This window comes from Frondihabitans sp. 4ASC-45 (assembly GCF_049472575.1).
Taxonomy (GTDB): domain Bacteria; phylum Actinomycetota; class Actinomycetes; order Actinomycetales; family Microbacteriaceae; genus Frondihabitans.
This window is the reverse complement of record NZ_JBCEBN010000001.1, coordinates 557683-577391: the sequence shown is the minus strand read 5'-3', so window position 1 is coordinate 577391 and position 19709 is coordinate 557683. Positions and strand designations below refer to the sequence as shown.

Annotated in this window: 22 protein-coding genes; 12 read left to right on the top strand and 10 right to left on the bottom strand. The window is 65.1% G+C overall.

Features of this window, described 5'->3' with window-relative positions:
* The first annotated feature begins 5 nt into the window (after positions 1 to 5).
* From VH571_RS02655 to VH571_RS02640, 4 genes are read left to right on the top strand one after another with little or no spacing between them, the layout of a single operon-like run.
* Positions 6 to 956 carry a carbohydrate ABC transporter permease gene (locus tag VH571_RS02655; protein WP_423263179.1) on the top strand — a complete coding sequence of 317 codons (951 nt, stop codon included), beginning with the start codon at positions 6 to 8 and terminating at the stop codon, positions 954 to 956.
* Positions 956 to 1864, top strand: a complete 909-nt coding sequence (locus tag VH571_RS02650; RefSeq protein ID WP_423263178.1) for a carbohydrate ABC transporter permease — start codon at positions 956 to 958, stop codon at positions 1862 to 1864. The genes VH571_RS02655 and VH571_RS02650 overlap by 1 nt, the downstream gene beginning before the upstream one ends.
* 5 nt (positions 1865 to 1869) lie before the next feature.
* On the top strand, positions 1870 to 2868 hold the full coding sequence (locus VH571_RS02645; RefSeq protein ID WP_423263176.1) for a carbohydrate kinase family protein: 999 nt from the start codon (positions 1870 to 1872) through the stop codon (positions 2866 to 2868).
* A complete protein-coding gene (locus VH571_RS02640) occupies positions 2865 to 3830 on the top strand; it encodes a 1-phosphofructokinase family hexose kinase (protein WP_423263174.1) in 966 nt (321 codons plus the stop codon). Before VH571_RS02645 ends, VH571_RS02640 begins: the two co-directional genes overlap by 4 nt.
* Before the next feature lie 114 nt (positions 3831 to 3944).
* On the opposite strand, the gene VH571_RS02635 is transcribed toward VH571_RS02640, so the two are convergent.
* From VH571_RS02635 to VH571_RS02620, 4 genes are all read right to left on the bottom strand, one after another.
* On the bottom strand, positions 3945 to 4889 hold the full coding sequence (locus VH571_RS02635; protein WP_423263172.1) for an NADP-dependent oxidoreductase: 945 nt from the start codon (positions 4887 to 4889) through the stop codon (positions 3945 to 3947).
* A 224-nt stretch (positions 4890 to 5113) separates the two neighbouring features.
* Positions 5114 to 5944 carry a hypothetical protein gene (locus VH571_RS02630; protein ID WP_423263171.1) on the bottom strand — a complete coding sequence of 277 codons (831 nt, stop codon included), beginning with the start codon at positions 5942 to 5944 and terminating at the stop codon, positions 5114 to 5116.
* Positions 5934 to 6479: an RNA polymerase sigma factor gene (locus tag VH571_RS02625; protein WP_423263170.1), complete on the bottom strand. Its 546-nt coding sequence runs from the start codon at positions 6477 to 6479 to the stop codon at positions 5934 to 5936. Before VH571_RS02625 ends, VH571_RS02630 begins: the two co-directional genes overlap by 11 nt.
* Positions 6480 to 6595: 116 nt before the next feature.
* A complete protein-coding gene (locus VH571_RS02620) occupies positions 6596 to 7822 on the bottom strand; it encodes a GAF domain-containing protein (protein WP_423263169.1) in 1227 nt (408 codons plus the stop codon).
* 208 nt (positions 7823 to 8030) lie between these two features.
* On the opposite strand from VH571_RS02620, the gene VH571_RS02615 reads away from it, so the two are divergent.
* The 3 genes from VH571_RS02615 (at position 8031) to VH571_RS02605 (ending at position 11083) form a co-directional block, all read left to right on the top strand.
* Positions 8031 to 9059, top strand: a complete 1029-nt coding sequence (locus tag VH571_RS02615; RefSeq protein WP_423263168.1) for an AraC family transcriptional regulator — start codon at positions 8031 to 8033, stop codon at positions 9057 to 9059.
* Positions 9060 to 9620: 561 nt separating this feature from the next.
* Positions 9621 to 10172, top strand: coding sequence for an RNA polymerase sigma factor (locus VH571_RS02610; protein ID WP_423263167.1), 552 nt, complete (start codon positions 9621 to 9623; stop codon positions 10170 to 10172).
* Between the two features lie 296 nt (positions 10173 to 10468).
* Positions 10469 to 11083: a hypothetical protein gene (locus tag VH571_RS02605; RefSeq protein WP_423263166.1), complete on the top strand. Its 615-nt coding sequence runs from the start codon at positions 10469 to 10471 to the stop codon at positions 11081 to 11083.
* Positions 11084 to 11223: 140 nt separating this feature from the next.
* On the opposite strand, the gene VH571_RS02600 is transcribed toward VH571_RS02605, so the two are convergent.
* Both VH571_RS02600 and VH571_RS02595 read right to left on the bottom strand, forming a co-directional pair.
* Entirely contained in the window at positions 11224 to 11763 is a 540-nt protein-coding gene (locus VH571_RS02600; RefSeq protein WP_423263165.1) for a GNAT family N-acetyltransferase, read from the bottom strand.
* Positions 11764 to 11784: 21 nt separating this feature from the next.
* Complete coding sequence (locus VH571_RS02595) at positions 11785 to 12138, bottom strand: DUF6984 family protein (RefSeq protein WP_423263164.1); 354 nt, start codon at positions 12136 to 12138, stop codon at positions 11785 to 11787.
* A gap of 294 nt (positions 12139 to 12432) precedes the next feature.
* Between VH571_RS02595 and VH571_RS02590 the strand changes: the two genes are divergently transcribed.
* Positions 12433 to 13605, top strand: coding sequence for an MFS transporter (locus VH571_RS02590; RefSeq protein WP_423263163.1), 1173 nt, complete (start codon positions 12433 to 12435; stop codon positions 13603 to 13605).
* A 414-nt stretch (positions 13606 to 14019) separates the two neighbouring features.
* Here VH571_RS02590 and VH571_RS02585 read toward each other — a convergent pair whose 3' ends face one another.
* A complete protein-coding gene (locus VH571_RS02585) occupies positions 14020 to 14235 on the bottom strand; it encodes a hypothetical protein (RefSeq protein WP_423263162.1) in 216 nt (71 codons plus the stop codon).
* An 88-nt stretch (positions 14236 to 14323) separates the two neighbouring features.
* Between VH571_RS02585 and VH571_RS02580 the strand changes: the two genes are divergently transcribed.
* Entirely contained in the window at positions 14324 to 14767 is a 444-nt protein-coding gene (locus tag VH571_RS02580; protein ID WP_423263161.1) for a hypothetical protein, read from the top strand.
* Between the two features lie 192 nt (positions 14768 to 14959).
* Complete coding sequence (locus VH571_RS02575; protein ID WP_194602044.1) at positions 14960 to 15478, top strand: tetratricopeptide repeat protein; 519 nt, start codon at positions 14960 to 14962, stop codon at positions 15476 to 15478.
* 32 nt (positions 15479 to 15510) lie between these two features.
* Here VH571_RS02575 and VH571_RS02570 read toward each other — a convergent pair whose 3' ends face one another.
* Positions 15511 to 15696 carry a hypothetical protein gene (locus VH571_RS02570; protein ID WP_423263160.1) on the bottom strand — a complete coding sequence of 62 codons (186 nt, stop codon included), beginning with the start codon at positions 15694 to 15696 and terminating at the stop codon, positions 15511 to 15513.
* A 184-nt stretch (positions 15697 to 15880) separates the two neighbouring features.
* A complete protein-coding gene (locus VH571_RS02565; RefSeq protein WP_423263159.1) occupies positions 15881 to 16423 on the bottom strand; it encodes a GNAT family N-acetyltransferase in 543 nt (180 codons plus the stop codon).
* Positions 16424 to 16943: 520 nt separating this feature from the next.
* Here VH571_RS02565 and VH571_RS02560 point away from each other — a divergent pair.
* Positions 16944 to 18140: an Ig-like domain-containing protein gene (locus VH571_RS02560; RefSeq protein WP_423263158.1), complete on the top strand. Its 1197-nt coding sequence runs from the start codon at positions 16944 to 16946 to the stop codon at positions 18138 to 18140.
* 627 nt (positions 18141 to 18767) lie between these two features.
* Here VH571_RS02560 and VH571_RS02555 read toward each other — a convergent pair.
* On the bottom strand, positions 18768 to 19142 hold the full coding sequence (locus VH571_RS02555; RefSeq protein ID WP_123941169.1) for a hypothetical protein: 375 nt from the start codon (positions 19140 to 19142) through the stop codon (positions 18768 to 18770).
* A gap of 58 nt (positions 19143 to 19200) precedes the next feature.
* On the opposite strand from VH571_RS02555, the gene VH571_RS02550 reads away from it, so the two are divergent.
* Positions 19201 to 19341: a hypothetical protein gene (locus tag VH571_RS02550; protein WP_423263157.1), complete on the top strand. Its 141-nt coding sequence runs from the start codon at positions 19201 to 19203 to the stop codon at positions 19339 to 19341.
* Positions 19342 to 19709: the final 368 nt, after the last annotated feature.

The window sequence follows — 19709 nt, the reverse complement described above, 5'->3', positions numbered from 1 at the left end:
CGACCATGACGACATTCGCTCTGCGGCCGCCCGAGGGTGCCCCACCCCGGCCGTCGACCGCTCGCCGTGCGTCACGTCGGCACCGGTCGTGGCGCGAAGCGCTCGAAGGCTGGGGCTTCGTCGCCCCCGCCCTCGTGATCGTGCTCGGCTTGACGGTGTTCCCCGGGGTGTGGGCCTTCCTGCTCTCGTTCCAGAAGTGGGACGGCTTCAGTGACCCGATCTCGGTCGGTACCGGCAACTACCGTGACATGATCGCCGACCCCGAGCTGCAGGGAGCGGTGGCGCACACGGCGATCTACACCGTTCTCTTCGTGCCGGCGTCGGTGCTGCTCGGGTTGTTCCTCGCGGTGGCCCTCAACCGCAGGATCCGATTCATCGGCCTGTACCGCACGGCCATCTTCGTGCCCTTCGTGGCGTCGGCAGCGGCCACGGGCATCCTGACGACCTACCTGTTCAGCCCCCAGTTCGGTCTCATCAACAACGTGCTCCGCGTCGTCGGCCTGCCCGAGCAGGGGTGGCTGGAAGACCGGCACGAGGCGATGGTCGTCATCACGATCATGTCGCTCTGGGGTCAGGCCGCCTTCACGACGGTCATCTATCTGGCTGCCCTCCAGGATGTTCCCGGCGACGTCGTCGAGGCGGCCCGCATCGACGGGGCGAACTCGTGGCAGATCTTCTGGCGCGTGGTCTGGCCGCAGCTCGCTCCGGTCACCGTGTTCGTGGGCATCTACCAGACCCTGCAGGCGATCCAGCTGTTCGACCTCGTCTACACGACCACCCGCGGCGGCCCGCTCGAGGCGACCCAGACGATCGTGTACTACCTGTGGAAGGTCGCCTTCCAGAACCTGCAGTTCGGCTACGGCTCCGCCGTCGCCTACGGCCTCTTCTTCGTCACGCTCCTCGTGACGATCGCGGTCGCCGTCTACTCGCGCAAGTCCGGACGAGAGGCCTTCTGATGAGTGTCGAAGCCCCCATTCTCCCGTCGACGCCGCTGGCGAACGCGGGCGGTGTCGTCCGTCCGCCCGCCCCCTCGGCGCGGGCCCGCCGGCGCAAGCTACCGTTCAGCGGCTGGCACTTCCTGCTCGTGCCCGTGGCGTTCCTCTTCCTCCTGCCGTTCGTCGAGATGTTCCTGACGAGCGTCGAGCCGGCCTCCGAGATCAACAAGTTCCCGCCCGCCTTCATCCCGTCGCACTTCACGCTCGACGGCTATCAGAAGGTGTTCGAGCAGTCCGACATCCTGCACTGGTTGCTGAACACCGCGATCGTCTCGGCGTCGGCCATCGCGTCGCACCTCGTGCTCTGCTCGCTCGCCGGCTACGGCTTCGCCCGATTGAAGTTTCCGGGTCGCTCGTTCGGCTTTCTGGCGATCCTCGCCACGATCATGGTGCCGACCCAGCTGCTGATGATCCCGACCTACATCATGTTCGCCCGTCTCGGCCTCGTCGATCACCTCAGCGCGGCCATCGTGCCGTGGCTCGCATCGGCGTTCGGCATCTTCCTGATGCGGCAGTTCTTCCTCTCGCTGCCCGCCGAGCTGGAGGAGGCCGGTCTCATCGACGGCTGCACGCGCCTGCAGGTGTTCTTCCGCATCGTGCTGCCGCTCGCGAAGCCCGCCCTTGCGACGCTGGCGATCTTCACCATGCTCGGCTCGTGGAACGACCTGGTCTGGCCGCTCATCGCGATCAACAACGACCACGCCTTCACCCTGCAGCTCGGGTTGACCAATTTCCAGGGCACCAGGCGCACCGAGTGGTCGCTGCTCATGGCCGGCAACGTGATTGCGACGCTGCCGCTCATCCTGTTCTTCCTCGCGGCACAGAAGCAGTTCGTGGCGACCATGACGTTCGCCGGGTTGAAAGGATGACCCCCATGACAGACCCCGGGATCCTCGTCGTCGGAGACGCCAACGTCGACCTCGTGCTGACCGGCGACGTCGTACCGAGGTTCGGCCAGGAGGAGCAGCTGCTCGACGCCTCGTCGCTCGTGCTCGGGTCGTCGGCCGGCATCGTCGCCCACGGCCTCGCCCGACTCGGCGTGCCGGTCGCACTGGTCGCCTGCGTCGGCGACGACGAGTTCGGCCGGTTCACGCTGGCCGCCCTCGACGGCGTCGACACCTCGTTCGTCCGCGTCGTCCCGGGCGAGACGACGGGGCTCAGCGTGATCCTGTCGGCACCGGAAGACCGCTCGATCCTGACTGCGAAGGGGGCGATGGTGCGGGTCACGGCTGCCGACGTGCTGGCGGCGGCCGATGCCGGCGCCTTCACGCACGTGCACTTCGCGTCGTTCTTCTTGCTGCCCGGCCTCGCCGCCTCGTTGCCGACCCTGCTGCCCGAGCTCCGATCACGCGGCCTCACGATCAGCCTCGACACCAACTGGGATCCCGCGGGCGAGTGGCTCGGTCTCGACGCGGTCCTGCCGCACGTCGACGTGTTCCTCCCCAACCTCGAAGAGCTGCGGGCCGTGTCGCCAGGCCATGACTCCGACGAGCAGGCCGCCGCAGCCCTGGTCGATGCGTCGCCGGGGCTCGCCGTCGTCGTCAAGGCCGGCCGAGACGGAGGCTGGTCGGTCCGCTCGGGGTCTCCCGCACTCTCGGCGCCCGGGCTCGTGCTCGACGTCGTCGACACCACCGGCGCCGGCGACAGCTTTGACGCGGGCTACCTCGCCGCGCTCCACTTCGGCGAGACCGACGAGCGGATCCGGCTGCGGTGGGCGACGGCCGCGGGGTCGCTCTCGACCCGGGTTGCCGGCGGCAGCGGTGCCCACGCCACCCGCGACGAGATCGCGGCGCACCTCGACCTGTCGGCGCCGACACCGACCCCGGCCCCAACCTCGGCCCCGGCGTCCGCCACTGCTGCGGCCACCGCATGATCGCGGTCGCCGCCCTCAGCCCCGCCCTCGACGTGAGCTACGTTGTCGACGACCTGGTGCTCGGCGAGCCGCACCGGCCCACGTCGGTCGTCCGGGTCGCCGGGGGCAAAGCGCTGAACTCGGCCCGCGCCGCCGTGCGCCTCGGGGCCGCGGTGACCGCCGTCCCTGTGCTCGGCGGTCACCTCGGCGGGCTCGTTGCCGCGCTGCTCGACGCCGACGGCGTCACCGCGGAGGTCGTCGAGTCGCCGACCGAGACCCGCCAGTGCGTGTCGATCGCCTCCGCAGCCGGGGGCACGCTCACCGAGATCTACGAGCGCCCCGTCGCGCTCGGCGACGACGAGCTCTCACAGGTGCTGGAGGGGCTCGAGCGGGTGGCGGGAGCCGGATCCTGGGTGTCGCTCTCTGGCGGTCTGCCGGCAGGTGCCGAACCGGTGCTCGGCGACATCGCGCGGCTCTGCGCGGCGAAGGGAGCCCGCCTCGCCCTCGACACGCACGGCCCGGCCCTTCGGTCGGTGCTGGGAACGTTCAGCGTCGGGCTGCTGAAGGTCAACCGGGCCGAGGCAGCCGAGGCGCTCGACCTGCCCCTCGACGTCGAGCTGTCGTCGCTAGTGTCGGCACTGCGAGAAGCCGCAGGATCCGACGTGGTCGTCACCGACGGAGCGCACGGTTCAATCGCGGCCGACGCTTCGGGCCTGTGGCGCGTCGCTCTGCCTCCCGCAGCGGGGTCCTTCGGCGCCTACCCCGTCGGCAGCGGAGACTCCTACCTCGGCGGCCTACTCGCGGCGCTCGACACGGGTGCCGACCTGCCGGCCGCCGTAGCCCTGGCGGCCGGAGCCGCGACGGCGAACGCTCTCGTGCCCGGTGCTGCTGTCTTCGACGCCTCTGTCGCGCGGTCTTTTGCGGCGCGGGTCGTCGTCGCCTCTCTCGCAGCTCGCAGGCCTGACCCGCTCGCTCGACTTTGAAGCCGGATTCGGGGTAGCGACGCTGCAAGCCAGAGACGGGACAGGCATTCCCGTCATCGAGAGCGATGCCGTTCGCGGCTGCCAACCACCACGTCCATGAGCGCTTGGACTTAATTACCAGGTCAGAACGAACCTGCCACGGGTGCCGCCCGCTTCGAGCCGCCGGTGCGCGTCCGCGGCTGCCCCGGGCTCCGACGCGGCAAGCACCTCGGAGACCCGGGGTGTGAGGACGCCGTCCTCCACCGCCTGCCGCAGCCGGTCGAGCTTGGCCTGGGAGTGATACTCGTCGAATACCATCGCCTGCTCGAACCTGATTCCGGGGGTCCCGTCGCCCTGCCAGCCGCGCACGGCGAGGAACACTCCACCCGCACGGAGCAGCGGGACGGCCTCCTCATGGAGGAGCGCCGCGTCTGCGATCGCGTCGACACCGTGCGGGGCGATCGCCTGCACCGCAGCCACGAACTCGTCCCCACGCGGCACGATGTGGTCGGCGCCGAGCGACTCGACGAGCGCCCTGTCCTTGTCTGCCGCGTCGGCGATCACGGTGATTCCCTGCTGTTCCGCGAGCTGCACGAGGTAGTTTCCGAGCAGTCCCGGGGCACCTGTCACGAGGAGCGTCTGCCCGGCCGAGAGGCCGGCCTTCTCCAAGATCTGCACCGCTGTGAGGCCGTTCATCGGGATCGTGCTGGCCTCCTCGAGCGAGGTGCCAGTGGGGATCTGGGCGAGGGAATCCACCGGGGCCACGAGCGCCTGCACATAGGCGCCACCGTGTCCGCGAAGGGGAAGGGCGATCGCCATGACCTCGTCGCCCGTCTGCCACTGGGTCACCCCTTCGCCGACTTCGTCGACAATGCCGGCCGCGTCCATGCCCGGCACATATGGCGGCTCGCCCGCCTGGCTGAGGTCACGGCCGCCAGCGCGGACGCCGGCATCTGTTGGGCTGACCGCGAACGCGCTGACCCTGATGCGAACCTCGCCGGGACCCGCGTGCGGCTCCTCGACCTCATGGATGGCGAGGGCGTCAGGCCCTCCGAACTCGGTGACTCCGATGGCCTTCATGACTCCCGTTGTACGCGCGCGAGCTGGCGGTTCGCTCGCCAACTACTCGTTCAGCATCGGACGGAGAAGTTCTTGGTCGGGCCACATCCCGCTCGTCGCTCCTGAAAGCCATGCGTTTCGGCACGCCTTGGTTTGGGGACACCATCAGGTTGTACAGATCTGATGCTGTGGCTCTTTTCTCCACGGTCTGCGGAACGACGGCTGGTCTGATCCTTGACCGGCTGCTAGCCGCAGAATTCGGAGGGCGGTTGGGGTGTGGCCGCGACCCAGACTTGGCCGACATGGCTGTTGTCGGCGCCGAGTACGAAGGTGATGTAGCCGTCGGCGGAGTGGATGCTCCAGTATTCGAATCCGCCGTCTGCGCCGCTGCCGCCGTAGTTTCCCGTGTTCTCGATGTCCGGGTACAAGGTTTTGAGCTGGGCCAGGGTCGAGCCGATACCGGCGCCTTCGGGGGTCGTCGGGGCGGTGGTGCGGTACGACGGGTCGGTGGGTGACACGAGCCCAATCGAGACGCCGGAGACGACTCCGTCCGTGTTTTCGACGACGAGCTCCACTGAGCCCGTGCGGTGCCAGAACGACACGTTCGGGTTGGGGCAGGACTCGTTGTCGCGGGTGTACGCGGAGGTGAGATCGTCGATTTCGCCGGCATAGGGTGCTCCGAGGGCGATGGGTCCGACCTCGGAGAAGGAGGTCGTCCAGGTGCCGGGATCGTCGATCGAAAACGGCTTGGCTGTCGACGTCGGGGTGGCTGACTGTGTCGCGGTGGAGCTTGCCGGTGGGGTCTCGGCTGCGGGCGTCGATGGGCTCGACGGTTCGGAGACTGTCGGCGACGGGGCCGCAGTCGGCGCCTCGAAGAGATCATGGGGAACGAGGCCGACGGCGTAGGCGCCGCTGACGCTGCCAATGGCCAGAAGCGCGACCAGGCCAACGACCGGCCACACGTGTCGGTGTCGAACAGGACGGGGGCGGACGTCGTCGGCTCGGTCGAGGACGCTCCGCTTCATGCCGACGAGCAGACGCTGGAAGTCGTCGCCGAGAGGAGGTTCAGTGTTCATCGTGCATCACAGCCTTCTTGAGTCGAGTCCGCGATCGGGAGACGCGCTTGGTGACGGCGCCAACGCTCAATCCGAGAATCGTGGCAGCTTCGGAATAGGAGCGGCCCTCGAGGAGGCACAGCTCGCAGATGCGGCGATCCAGCGTCGGGAGGGCGTCGATCTCGGCGCGTACCCAGCGGAGGTGTTCTCGAGCTTCCTCGGCCGCTGGTGGTGCTTCGAGATCGTCCGGCAGGGAATCGCTCTCCGCCCGGGCCTGACGGCGTCGGAGGTTTCGGGCATGGTTACGGCAGACGACGAGAAGCCACGGCAGGAGTGACTCCGTTGGTAACTCGATGGCGTCCGCTTTCTGCCAGAGCGTGAGGAGCGTGTCTTGCACGAGCTCTTCCACGTCCATGCGGCTGGGAGCGATCGCCCAGGCGTACCTCGTCACCGTCGGCGCAAATCTGTCGAAGGCGACCGCTAACGCCGCTTTGTCGCCCAGTGCCAACCGAACGAGCAGCCTGGCGTCGTCGTCTCTGTCTTCCGGATCCGTCATCGTTCCCCCTTCACTACAGCAATGTCGAGAAAATCACGATCCTGACGTGATTGAGACGATAGGGGTGTCGAGTTAGTCCCCAGATAGCGGCGTACTTTAACCGCTGTGCGACGGGGTTAGGCTGAAGTGGGATATGCCAGTTGGTCGGTGATCATGAGCGCGAGTTCTCGCAAGTACGTCGTCTCGAGGGTGGAGGCGTCTCTGGGCTTGCCGTCGAAGATGCAGAGAGCGCCGATGGGGGTGCCGTCGGGTGCGCTGACCGGGTAGCCGGCATAGAAGCGAATCTCGGTGTCGAAGCTGATCCGGGAATCCTTCCACGCGTCCTCCACCACAAACGCTCCGATGGATCGGATTGTTGTTGCGCAGAACGATTCCTCGATCGGAACCTCGGTGGGAGCAGAGCCGATTATGGCTTTGTTCCATTGGCGAGTGTCGGTGATGAGAGAGAACACAGCTCCTTCCGTGCCGAAGATGTCACGTGCCCGGCGAACGATCGAGGTGTAGCGAGCTTCCGGGGAACTGTCGATGATGGCGAGGCCTTCGAGTGCCGCGAGCCGCCTGCGAAGCGCGAGAGGGCCCGTCAGCTTCTTCCGGTCCGGGTCGTTGGGCGTCGGGTCGTCGTGTGCGGTGTCGAGAAGAGGAACGAGGTGCCGGGCCACGGTCACCGCCCATGCCTTATACACGGCCGGGCTCTTGAAACGCAGCCGGTCGACCGCGTCGAGGGCGCTGTCCGGGACGGCCGGTGCAGGGAGGTAGTGCAGTCGGTCCTGCCCGAAGAGGGCAGCCTTGGTGACCTCGTTCAGCGTCTCGGCCCACTGATCGACGAGGCCGTTTTCCTTCGTCCGCGTGATGTTGATCGAACTCGCTGGCTGGATTCCCACGACGGTGATCGTTGTCGTGGGCGGTGAGGTCTCGAGGAGGGTAGACGAGAGCTGGTCGACGCGTTCCCGCCACACGCGGGGCGGCATGAGTTGAAAGGCGTCTCCGACACCGGTCAGCACGACCACGGCGTCATAGACGCTGAGGTCGTGCCCTTCGAAAGACGTCAGCGCATCGGTGATCGACATTCCGGGGGTGGCGACGACGTCCACATCGGCGCCGAGGCCCGTCCGGAGCGCTAGCTCCCGGGCGAGTTGGCCGGGTAAGGCGAGAGCGTGCAGGCGTACTCCCCATGAGATTGCGTACTCGTTTCCCACGACCAGGATCCGGTGGCCGACCGGAGCCGGGACACTCGCCGAGGGCGAATCGTCGGGTCGTGCCACTGAGCCGGCTCGCGACGACAGAAACCGGTACTTTTTGCGCATCACGTTGCGGACGGCAGGAACGAGGCTGGTGCTGATCATGGGGTCTCCGGTGGGGAATCGCAACGATGACGCCAAAGTCGCCGCGACGTGATGGACCTCAGCCCACCGTCTCGTCACCTAGCTGTGGCGGACTCTCACGCTAAGAAGGACAGGGGTCAAGGCACTATCCGCATCCTGCACCGGCGAAGCCGCTTGGTGCCGAATGCGATGACCGTCGTGGCTCCACCGACCTGAGTAGAATCCATCCATGAGAGCAAGCACAGAGATGTTTGCCGACCACAGGGTCGTATCGGCCCGCGGTGTCGACGAGTCACGCGAGGCCCTCAAACGCGTCTACCTTCCCGTGGAGTTCCCGTCCGCCGGTGCGGCCTCAATCGTCGGCCTGCATCTGAACGCGCTGCCTGTCGGGCGAGTCACCGTCGGGTTCATGAGCTTCCAGGACGCCGTCCGGATCCACACGGCAGAACCTGAGAACTACCACATCGACATTCCCACCCAGTCGCGAACCGTCATGGGCGCCGTCCACGGCCCGCAAGTGTACGGAACAGAGAAGGCGGCCGGTGTCTTCATGCCGGGCCGCCCCGTCGAATTGGACTGCGACCAAGGCTTCGCTCAAGTCGCCCTCATGGTTCCGCGCGGAGAACTCCAGCGCCAGACAGAACAGTTACTGGACGTGCACGATCTCCCTCCTCTCGTATTCGAGACGGAACTGAGCCTCGAGACGGCCGGTGGCCAGACGCTCCTTCAGACGCTTCGGCTCATCGACGACGCTTCCCGACGAACCCGCGGCCTGTTGTCCCATCCACTGTCCGTGCACCACCTGGAACAAGTCCTTCTCGACGTCCTCCTTTTCGCACAACCCCACAACTATTTCGACGCCTTGCATGCGCCGGTGCCGAGCTCGGGTCACAGAGACGTGGCCCGCGCGGTCGAGCTGCTCCAGAACGACCCGGCCCGCTCGTGGACGATCAACGAGCTCGCGCACGAGGCGGCCACGAGCGCGCGAAGCCTTCACCTGGCCTTCCGCAACAGTCTCGACACCACGCCGATGAGATATCTGCAGCGGATCCGACTGGAGAGAGCTCGCGAGGACCTCCTCAGCGCGCCTTCGAGCACTGTCACGATCACCGGCGTGGCGAACAAGTGGGGCTTCGTGCACCTCGGGCGATTCGCCGCCGCTTACTCACGGCGATTCTCTGAACTCCCGTCGGACACGATCCGCCTCACGGCAACGACAATGGCGAGCGACCCGTACACACCCTCTGATTCGGACTGATCGGCCCCAATTACAGTCCAATGAGACGTGTCATCGGATGACGCATGTTGATCCTTGATCCTCGTGCACCTCTAACCGACGAAAGGGCTGCAAGCCTGTTTTCGTCAACACGGGTTATTCCGGGGGACCGGGGTCAGCGATGGTCGCTCTACGAATCGGTGAGACGACTGGCAATCTGTAGGTTTCCGACACGCACCTTGCAGTACCCGTTCCGGAAATCTAGTCCCGGTCACCCCTGTCCGCCCGTAAGACGGTCGTTCATCGGGACACCAGCTCGAGCTGGTGTCGGCGAACGCGGATCACGAAGCGCCTGATCTGCGGATTCGCGTATGCCTGTCCCGCAAAAGTGCCCGGTAATGGGGGTTTAAACGCTCCAGTCATCGGATGCTGATCGGATACGCCCACGTCTCGACCTCGGGGCAAGATCGCCCGACGAACCATCTATCCAAGTCGCATGGGACGGATCGGCCTGAACCGGGGCTGCTGAGGTGGTGTCGGACGAATGTCTACGTGCCGTGCTGGTGTTGTGGAACCTTTCTGGGGTGATCGGACAATACGGGTATGGATCAAGTCACTGGGGACCGGGCGGATTGGCTTCTAGCCGTAGCGGGTGATGGTCGTGCGTTTGGTCGTGTCTTCGACCGTCACGCGCCGCGTCTGGTGCGCCACGTCGCAGGTCTTGTCCCGGCGTCCGCCGATGCGGACGATGCTGTCGCCATCGTTTTTATGGAAGCGTGGCGTCACCGCGATCGCGTCCGGTTTGTCGACGACTCGTTGTTGCCGTGGTTATTGGTCACGGCGACGAACACCGCCCACAACCTCACTCGGTCAGCGCGGCGACACCGGCAATTCCTTTCCCGGTTCCCGGTCGATGACCCCGCACCCGACCCGGCTGACCGGTTCACCGAGGGGGCCGCCTCTGCGGCTCTCCGGTCTCTCTCGCGAACCGATCAACAGGTCTTGACGTTGTGCGTCTTGGAGGGCCTCAGTGAGCGAGAAGCCGCGGTGGCCCTTGGAGTGCCACCGGGCACCGTCAAATCACGACTTCACCGCGCTAAAGCGCGACTGCACCAGCGCTACACAACCGCAGAAACCCTAGGAGGCACACTATGAACGACAACCCCGTTTCCCCCCGTCTGGCCTCGATGCGAGATGCCCTGATGGGAGAAGTTGATTCTGTCGGGACTGCGGAAACACCCCGGCGACGTCTCCGGAAACCATCCCGAAGTACCGCGGCTGCGGTCGCTGGGGCTTTCCTTCTCGGGTCAGCGCTGACCGGTGGGTTGACAGCGGCAGCGTTCGCCGGCCCCGACACGAATACTCTCCTCGAGACCTCGTTGGCGACGTCGACCCGGTATCAGGTGGAAGTCGGCAATCACGGCGCTCTTCTTGGCATACCGGCCTTCGAAGTGACTCAGGGGCAATCGACGCTTTCGCTCGGAACCCGACCTGCGGGCGCTGACCGGGTGGCCTACACCTGGCAGTGCCTCGATTCCGGCACCATCACTGTGACCGTGAACGGCACAACCGACAGCGACCCCGTCTCGTGCACACCGTCGTCTGGTGAGCAGACCGATTCGACGGGTTCGCAGTGGAACATGCGACCGGTGAGCTCAGGGAAGGCGTCCATCGAGGTTTCTAGCGAGGGCTCGGCACGGTATGCGGTGTGGGCGTCGTGGGCGAAAGCTGCCAGCATCGCCACCCCGTCCGCGCAGCAACAGGACGAAACCGCGGACGGGGTCGTCACCCTTACGGAATACACCGCCGCGTTCAACCGGCTCGAGGCGTGTTCAGCGCAAGCCGGGCACCCCATGTCGAACGTCCCGCTCTCCTGGTTCTCGGGCGGTGTGTGGACGGGGAAGCCCGGCGGAACTGGGCCGTGGTACCTGTACTCGACACCGTCCGACGGCCTCGAGACATTCGACACCCAGTGCTACCCACGCGAGTTCCAAGCCGTCGACAACCTGTGGCAAACGGAGCACCCGATGCCCGCAGACCCGCCGGCGCAGCCGACACGCAAGTAACCCAGCCACATCAGCCGGGGATGCGCGGTCCTCACCCAGGCATCCCCGCCTCTGCTGAAGCCCGGCTCCCGACCACAGCCCCTCGAGCGCTTCCGTGCTGGTACGAAAACCTCCCGGCGACTCGTCCCATTGCCCATCCCTCACCGGATCAATCGCACCGTGGTCTCGATCGGCCCGAAGCTCGACGTGGTTCCGTCGGCGTTGAATCCGTTCCGCCGGTAAAACGAGTGCGCGCGAGGATTGTCGGCAGCGACCCACAGAGATGCCGGGCGCTGGCCGAGCACTGCGTTCAAAAGTCCTTGTCCCACCCCGTCACCATGAGCGCGCGCGAGCACGTACAGCATCGTGAGTTCCTCTGGACGGACGGCGTCAGGCTCGGACGTCTCCTGGGCCGCGGCGAACCCGATGATGCCCGAAGCATCCTCGGCGACGACGATCACGAAAGCGTCTTGCTCCAGGTTCGCCCGCCACATGTCGATGCGCCGATCGACGTCGAACCACGGATCGGTCTCGGGATCCGCGACGAACCGCCCGTACGTCTCTCGCCAGGAGGTGGCATGGACGGCAGCAATGCCTTCCACGTCGGCTGCCTTTGCGGGACGAATGACAATCGAGCTGAGGTTGGGCGTTTCCACACCTCGACCGTAGCGATGACGCCGGCACTCGTCGATAGCAGCCAAGGTGTCTCACAAGACGATCGTCTACTCAGACCCAGCTCGAGGTTGGGCGAGGACTGAGCGGTCTGGAATCTCTATCAGAGGCGAAAAGTCGCCTTTGAAGATGTCGAGCTCGAAGAATAGGCCTTCGGGATCGAGGTTCAGTGTTGCTGAGACCCACACTCCGTCGGTGTCGTGGAAAGTCACTTCAGACAGCTGCTGAGCCATGTGCGTTGGTCGACTGCTGAGGAACCTCAGAGATCCCATGCCGCCGTCGTTCATCTCCTCGACATCCAGGGCCCGGAGATGTTCGCGGGACAATGCATGGTCGGGGTGGTCCGCGAGAAGAGCCTCCACGAGGCCGATCTCGCGTGGCGTCATCTTCCGGGGTGTAGTCATGGCCGCAGGTTATCGGCGTCCCCAGGGGAAGCTGAAGCGCACGCGGCGGGATGTCCCAGCATGGTGCTGCTGGCGCCGGGACCACCGGGCCAAGATCGTCCGATAGGGGATCGGCGACTGAGACAGCGCACTGCCCGTGCTAGCGTCGCACCGTGCATGAAGTGAGCTACATCTAACGGCCCTGCGTCTCACCCGCGCAGGAACCTGACCCCCAGGGTGCATTGATCGCGCCTGGGCTTCTATCCGTTAGTACCGCTTCAGCCGCGAGCTGAGGCGCATCACCAGAGGTTCCCTATGCTCACCGTGCTTCGTGTCCCCGGCGCGCTTCGCGCCTTCATCCCCGCTCTCATCGGCCGTTCCGCTCTCGCGATGGCCAGTCTCGGCCTCGTCCTCGCAGTCCAGGAGAGCACCGGCTCGTTCGCTGCCGCAGGTGTCGCGGCCGCCGTCTTCGGCCTCGCCAACGTCGTGGCTGCTCCCTGGCGTGCCCGAGGAGTGGACCGATGGGGGCAACGGCGTTCCCTCACCGTACTCGGCGCCGGTCAGGCCGTCGGCCTCGCCGTGCTCGCCGCCGCCGTCGCTGCGCACGCTCCCCTCGCCGTGCTCCTCGCCGGCAGCATCGTGATCGGCGTGTGTGCTCCGCCGCTTGGGGCTGCCATGCGCGTCATCTGGGCATCGCTCACCGACCAGGGCGAACAGCGCAAACAGGCGTTCAGCCTCGATGCGGTGGCTGAGGAACTGCTCTTCGTGATCGGCCCGGTCGTTATCGCGGGCGTCATCACCACGACGACGGCACCCGTCGGCCTGGTGCTGACGGCCGTCGTCGTCCTCGTCGGAACCGTCGGGATCACCACCAGCACCGCGTCACGAGCACAGACGCCGAACAGCAGCGACACCACCCGAGCAGAGCGACCCCTGAGACAGCCCGGGTTCCCTCGCGTGCTCCTCGTGCTCGTCGGCGTCGGGTGCGTGCTCGGGGTCGCCGAGATCGCGGCGCCGGCAGTCGCAGAAGAACACGGCTCCGTCGCGAGCTCGGGATGGCTCCTCGCCGCGTTCGCGGCCGGGAGCGCGATCGGCGGTGCGCTCTACGGGCACGTCCGCTGGCGTGCGACGCTCGGCACGAAGCTGCTGCTGCTCTCTGTCGGCATGGGTGTCGTCGCCACCGGCGTCTCGCAGATCGACGGCCTGGTCTGGTTCGGTATCGGGCTCGCGCTGCTCGGCCTGTTCCTCGCGCCATCCCTCGTGACCGGCTACCTCGTCGCTGACGCCGTCGTGCCCGAAGCAGCACGGACCGAGGCTTCGACGTGGGTGAACACCGCGCTCAACCTCGGAGCTGCGCTCGCCTCCGCTGCGGCCGGGGTCCTCATCGACCACGCCGACGTCGCTGTCCCACTCGCCCTCGTCGGGCTGCTCGCCATCGTCACGGCGAGCATCGTTCCGCGGCGGCAACTGCTCGGTGCTGGCGAGTGACCGAAAATCGAGAGGCCCGGAAGAGGATCGGCTATCGAGTCGGTGTCGAGCGCGCATCGAGAAGGTGTGAGCTGATCGCGTGCTCGGGACGCTCGGGGTTACATTCATCGAATGGCATTCCTGTCCCTCTCCGTTCGAGAGGACTATCTCTACAATCAATACGCGCTAGGGACGATCGAGTTCTTTCTGCTCGTTTTTCTTCCCGCGTTAGCCGTAGCCCTGGTCGTCAGATCGATCCTCCGTAGGCGACGTCGAAAGTAATGAGGCCACGTTCCTTCTTGCTTTGTCACTGCGCTCGGCACCTGACCCGACAGCCCATCGTCTATCGAGAGGGGTTCGTCACCTTGGAGACAAGCGGGCGAGTGAGAGGAAGATCGGACGATGCGAGTCTTAAGAACTAGCGGAGGGATCTCTCTAGGTGTCTCTCCGAGTCAAGAGGCTGCGTGGCCCGATCTTTCGGCTGCCGCCATCGACGCGGTCCGAAAAGGTGAGCACCCTGTTCCAGTCGTCCGGTTCAGGACTGACGCGGGTGCTTTCGGTAGCATCCCATTCGATCCTCGCTTTGTAGTCGAGTTCGTCGACGATGACGAACCCACCGAATTCCTCGGCGCAATCACACACTTCGGTCATGAGGCAGAAACCGTTACCTGACCTATCCCGATTGGCCATCCTCCACAGGTATGTTGCGCCCAGCGGGCAGAGGTGAGAGGTTCGAGCCGTGAACCACGAGATCTCGGCGGCGGCCTTTCGGTGGGCCTTCCAGGAAGCTAACGGGCTGGAGCCGCTGGTTCTTCCTGATGTTGAAGTGATCGATTCCCTCGAGGCTGACATTGACACGCTGCGCGACGCTCTCAGGGGCGCGCTCTGGACTCGGGTTGAGGAGCAACGCGCAGGTGACGAAGCCGAACGATTCGTTGTCTGGCCGATCGATGGCGTCCAGGTCAACTTCTTCTTCGGCTGGGGAGCGCCCATCGAGTTTGACTTCGACCTCCGGGAGATAGTCGACGATGAGGCCGTCAACGGGCTTCTTCGACTATTCCGGCTAGTGAGTTCAGCCTTGGGCAAGGATGTCATCGTCCGAGCCGAGGGGGATCAAGGCGGCCCACCGGTCCTCCACATCGACTCGGGTACAGGCGACATTGTTCTTAGCCCGCTTTCCTGAGCAATGGAGCGTGCGACAGGGAATCCTTGACCGGGATGCCTTTCGGACTGTTCTATCGAGACGGCCAGACCAGCGCAGCCCCGGGGGAGTGGTCGAGGTGCTGCAGCGTTCGGTGGCCGATCGGCAATCGACACGGTCGATATCCTGGCGGCAGCCGCCACGGCCTGCCCGATCCCCTGAGCAGAAAATGCCATGACTGACACTCTCGATACGCAGCTCGACAGCATCTTGGCCTCCCGGGACCGGGACAACATGCGCCCAACCATCGATGCCCTTCTGCCCCTCTACGAGAAGCACCCAGAGAATCCCAGAGTCCTTTACGAGCTCGGCGGTGCTTACGACACGGCGGGAGAGGAGGCGACGGCGCTCGGCTTCTACGAGCGGTCCATGCAGAAGGGATTGGCGGGGGACATTCGCCGCCGCTGCTACCTCCAATACGGCAGCACGCTCCGGAATCTGGGGAGGATCGAAGAGTCCCTGCACGTATTTGCTCGGGCGCGTGGCGAGTTCCCCGACTCCGTGGCTCTAGGAGCCTTCGAATCCCTCACCTTCCACGCTGCGGGTAAGACGAACACCGCACTTGCAAGTCTCCTCAAACTGTTGGCCGATCACGTGGATGCGGCAGAGCTTGAGAGGTACAAGCCGGCCCTGCGAGGTAATGCTGACTATCTCGCCTCGTTGGACGCAACGTCCGCCACAACGACCCGGTAGACCATCGTTCAAAGGGAGAGTGGCAGGGGGGCTTAGCGGTCGTCTGCGATAGACGCTTTCGCTTCACCCGTGTCTTCGCCGCTCACTTCGTAGCGGTCACGAAACAGTAACCACGCGATCGATGTGGCGGAAACAAGAATGGCCCCGACGTCGAAGACCTTGTGTGCGCCGTGGGCGTGAAGAAGAAACATGACGCCGGCCACGACGAACAGGGCCAAGCCGAGACCTGCTCCAGAGAGCCTCCACCAGGGGTGAGACCGCCAGTAAGACCGGGGCGGATCCTTCTCTCTCGACATAGCCTGAAGGTAGTGCCGAAGTCGTTGGCGGGTTATCCGTCGATGACAAAGAGTTGAAATTTCTCGTCTTCGTTTGCGCTCACCACCGGCCCCACCAGCCGATCAGTCAGTGCGATAGGTCAGTGCGAATGAAGCCCGATTCGAACAGTTCGTATTCCGCGTCGTAGTAACGAGTCGTTCGTCCCTGGTGTGTCATCCCGAGACGCAGACAGACTCGGCGCGACGCAGCGTTCTCGACATGGGCAACCGCGATGATCCGGTTGAGCCCGGCTGCTGAAGCGTGCCGCAGCAGCAGCTGTGCCGCCTCGGTTGCGTATCCGTGGCCCCACGCATCCGGATGGAAGTGCCAGCCGATCTCGACCTCGGCGGATGGTTCGCTCGTTCCGGAGAGCCTGATGTGTTGCAACATAACCGTGCCCACGGGAATACCCGTTGCAGTGGCTTCGACCGCCCAATAGCCCAGTACCGGGCCGCTCCGTGCGCGGAGACGACCGATCAGGGCGTGAGCCGCGTCGATGTTCTCCATGACTTTGGGCTCGTGCCCGAGGTAGCGCTGAACATCCCACCGTGAGTACAGGTCAAACACGAACTCAGCATCGTCGGCCGTCCAAGGATGCAAGAGGATACGGCTTCCAGTCAAGGTCGTCACCCGCGAAGCGTACCCACTTACTCACGGCTGCCCCATCTCGATAAACGATCCCTCATCGACATCGACATCGACATCGGCACCGGCACCCGTGGGATTGACCCGGACATGTTCGGAATACCTAAATGCGAGATCTCCTCCACCACCTCTAGTCGCTGGGCAATCTGAGAAAAGTGAGACCAAATGCCGACGCGTGTCCCCTGTTTGGGTGTCGGCAATATGGCGGACGCGTAGGCTTTATTTATCTTGAGGTTGAGCGTCGCCGCTGAATTACCCGAGGTGGGGAAAAACCGAAATCTTCCCACCAGCCGGCCGTCCCGAAAGCTGTCACTCCTGGCAATGGAGACTCGAGTATCGCCGCACCGACCCGAAACCGGTGTCGCATTCTCACCTTTCTGAAATGGAAACATCTATGGCCATTCGGTCTTCTTTGTCGTTCCGCCCTAGCGCTAAGAGAGCGTCTTCGTCGGTGCTCGGGTGGCGAAAGAGTCTTTCGATTTTCGCCACCGTCGCCGCTGCCGCAATGCTGACTTTCGGTGCAACACAGGCTGCTCAGGCCGCCATCGTTTCTGATCCGATCACTAATGTCACGGTCACTCCGGCTGACCCTGTTCAGTACAGCCAGCTGACCACCACCATCGACTTCTGTGTTCCTAACTCAACCCAGGATGGCGACAAGTTCACTCTCGCGCTCAGCCAGTACCTGACTGACCTCCCGACCGGCTTTAGTCTCAATGATCCGAAGACGAATGCGGTCGTCGCGACCGCGGCGTTGTCGGAGACAACTCCTGCCGTCATCACCTTCACCATGACCTCATATGCCGCGACGCACCTCGACATCTGCGGCACCGCGTTCGTCAAGTCAAACTTCAACAACTCCGAGGTGCCGGCGGGTACGACAGTGCCCTTCACCTCGACCACGAGCTTCGGTAGGTCGTTCACCTCGGAGGTCACCCCCACTGGTGCCATTGGCAACCGCGCGAACGCTAACAAGTACGGCATCTTTACCCGCTCGGACGAGGGTCGCACCAATCCGACCGATTTCTTGACCTATCACATTAAAACCGCCGACGGCCCGTTCGATTCCTCGGTCGTCACCGACGTGGTCCCCGCAGCCGAGAAGTGGACGTTCGACTGCGCGACGCTCCGGTTCGCGAACGTCGCCACCGACGCGTCGTATAACTACCTCTCGGAGACTCCCGCGACGCCGACCTCACAGAATTGCACCCCGACCAGTTTGACCGTCCGCTGGGGCCCGCAGGTCGACCTCCATCACTTTGAAGCGTTCGTCTCCGTCAGCCTCGCTGCAGCGACTGGATCCGCCTCCGAGCCGGCCACGTTCAAAAATCTCGCGAACATCACAACGGTCGTCGGCTCCGTCTCGTCGAATAAAGCGGCCTCGGCATCAAATATGCAGTCCTCCGCGGGAGGCGCAGGATCCGGCACGGCCGTCCCGGTTTCTCCAGCTGCTTCGGCCCCGTCGGCGTCTCCCGCCCCGCAGACCAGCCCCGCTGGCTCGTCGGCTCCTGTCGCCGGCGTTAGCGCCGCCGCTGGCTCGGCGACTCCTGTCGCCGTAGCCGCCGCTGACTCCGGTTTGCTCGACACCGAGCTCGCCTATACCGGCACGAACTCGGCTCCCGCCGTCGGTATCGCTGCCGGCGTCGTCGTCCTCGGCGCTGCGCTCGTGGTCATCGGCTCTCGCCGCCGTCGCGTTAGCTGACCGGAACACCTGCCTGCCCAGCTTGGGGCTAGGCAGGTGTTTTTGGGCACCATGAGGGTGCTGGGTGGCGCCCTGAATCGACCTGACCGTGGCGCCGCCCGGTCCATTCCCGGGCGAGGTTTCCCTCATATGGCAAGTGCGACGCCCCCGGCCCGAAGCGACGTAGCGTGCATCGGAGTCGGGCTCTTGCTGGTGTGCGGGCCGTCGTACCAACTGACTTGGCTGACCGGACGGGACCCCGGCTAAGGGGTCGGCGGCAACTTAGCTGGCGGCGCGAGTGCTGAAGTTCGAACCGCGAAGTCCTGCGCGAGGACGACGACGCCGCCATCGAGTGAGCTAGCGCGACTGCTGATCGGCTTGGAGCTAGTCGCGCTCGCGCCGCTGGACGGGCATGACCCACTGAGCGCGGTCCTGCTCCCAGTCCGCAGCAGTGAGGACATAGCCCCACGACATCAACGTCATGTTGACGTGCTCGGCGTCCTTGTCGTTGTGAACGCTTTGCCACCCGCGCGGCAGAGGGGCCATCTTGTCCCGGTTCGGCGAGAACAACCGCCACTCGTGGACGTCGTTGTCGTACTCGATTTAGGCCAGACCTAGGAACATGCCGTCACTGTAAGGCAGCCGTGGTCAGATCGGCACGGAGTCGAACCGCTCGTCGATCTGCGGGTCGTAGAGCGGGAGCTGCAGCGTCGCCATCGCCTGGATGACCAGGTTGTACTGCTCTCCAGACATCCATGAGCAGCTCACGGTGACGCTCTCGGGCGAGTAGCCGGCATCGATGCTGGCGCGCTGGTCCGGCGAGAAGAGTATGGTCTGTTCGCCTCCGTCGGCGCGACGGGCCTCGACCGTCCAGTCCGAGAACGCCCCGATAAGCGCCTGCTCCGCCGCGGCGAGGTCGAGCAGATCGAGCCCCGCGACCGGCTCGCCCTCCATCAGGGCCTCGTACACGGCGCGAGCGTCGAGCTGCTCGCTCGTTCTCCAGAACACGAACTGCTGGCTCATCGCATCTCCCTCTCGGCGGCGTCCACAGGATCCGCTCCCACCGTGCCACACTCGCCCGATGAGCACCGCAGACCTCGACGAACAGCTGGACGAGATCTTCGAGCACGACGATCGGGACGACATGGCCCCGACCATCGCCGCCCTCCTCCCGCTGATCGGCGCGCACCCTGGCGCACGCCCCTCCACGAAGACGACATAGCGGCCCTGATCGGGGGAGCCTGACAGCGACCAACTCCGCCGGGAGCGCGACACATGGCAGGGCATGCTTCATGCAGGCGTGGGGGAGCGAGGGCCGGGTCCCGGCATGGGGTGAGCAGTCGGCTTTGTCGAGTCGACGCCGTGGCTCTGCGTGGGCAGTTTCAGGCATCGTCGTCGCCGCGACGGGGCTTACGGCAGCATTGATCGGCGCGGTGCTGGGGGTGGCCGCGCTGCTGGGCAGTGGGCTCATCTATGCCGCCAGCCAGGGGGCGGCCGGTCACGGGCACCTGTTCAGGGAGATCACCCGGACCGGCCGCGTTCGACGACGATCGTTGCAACGGTGTTGACGTCATGTCTTGTGCTCGTGTC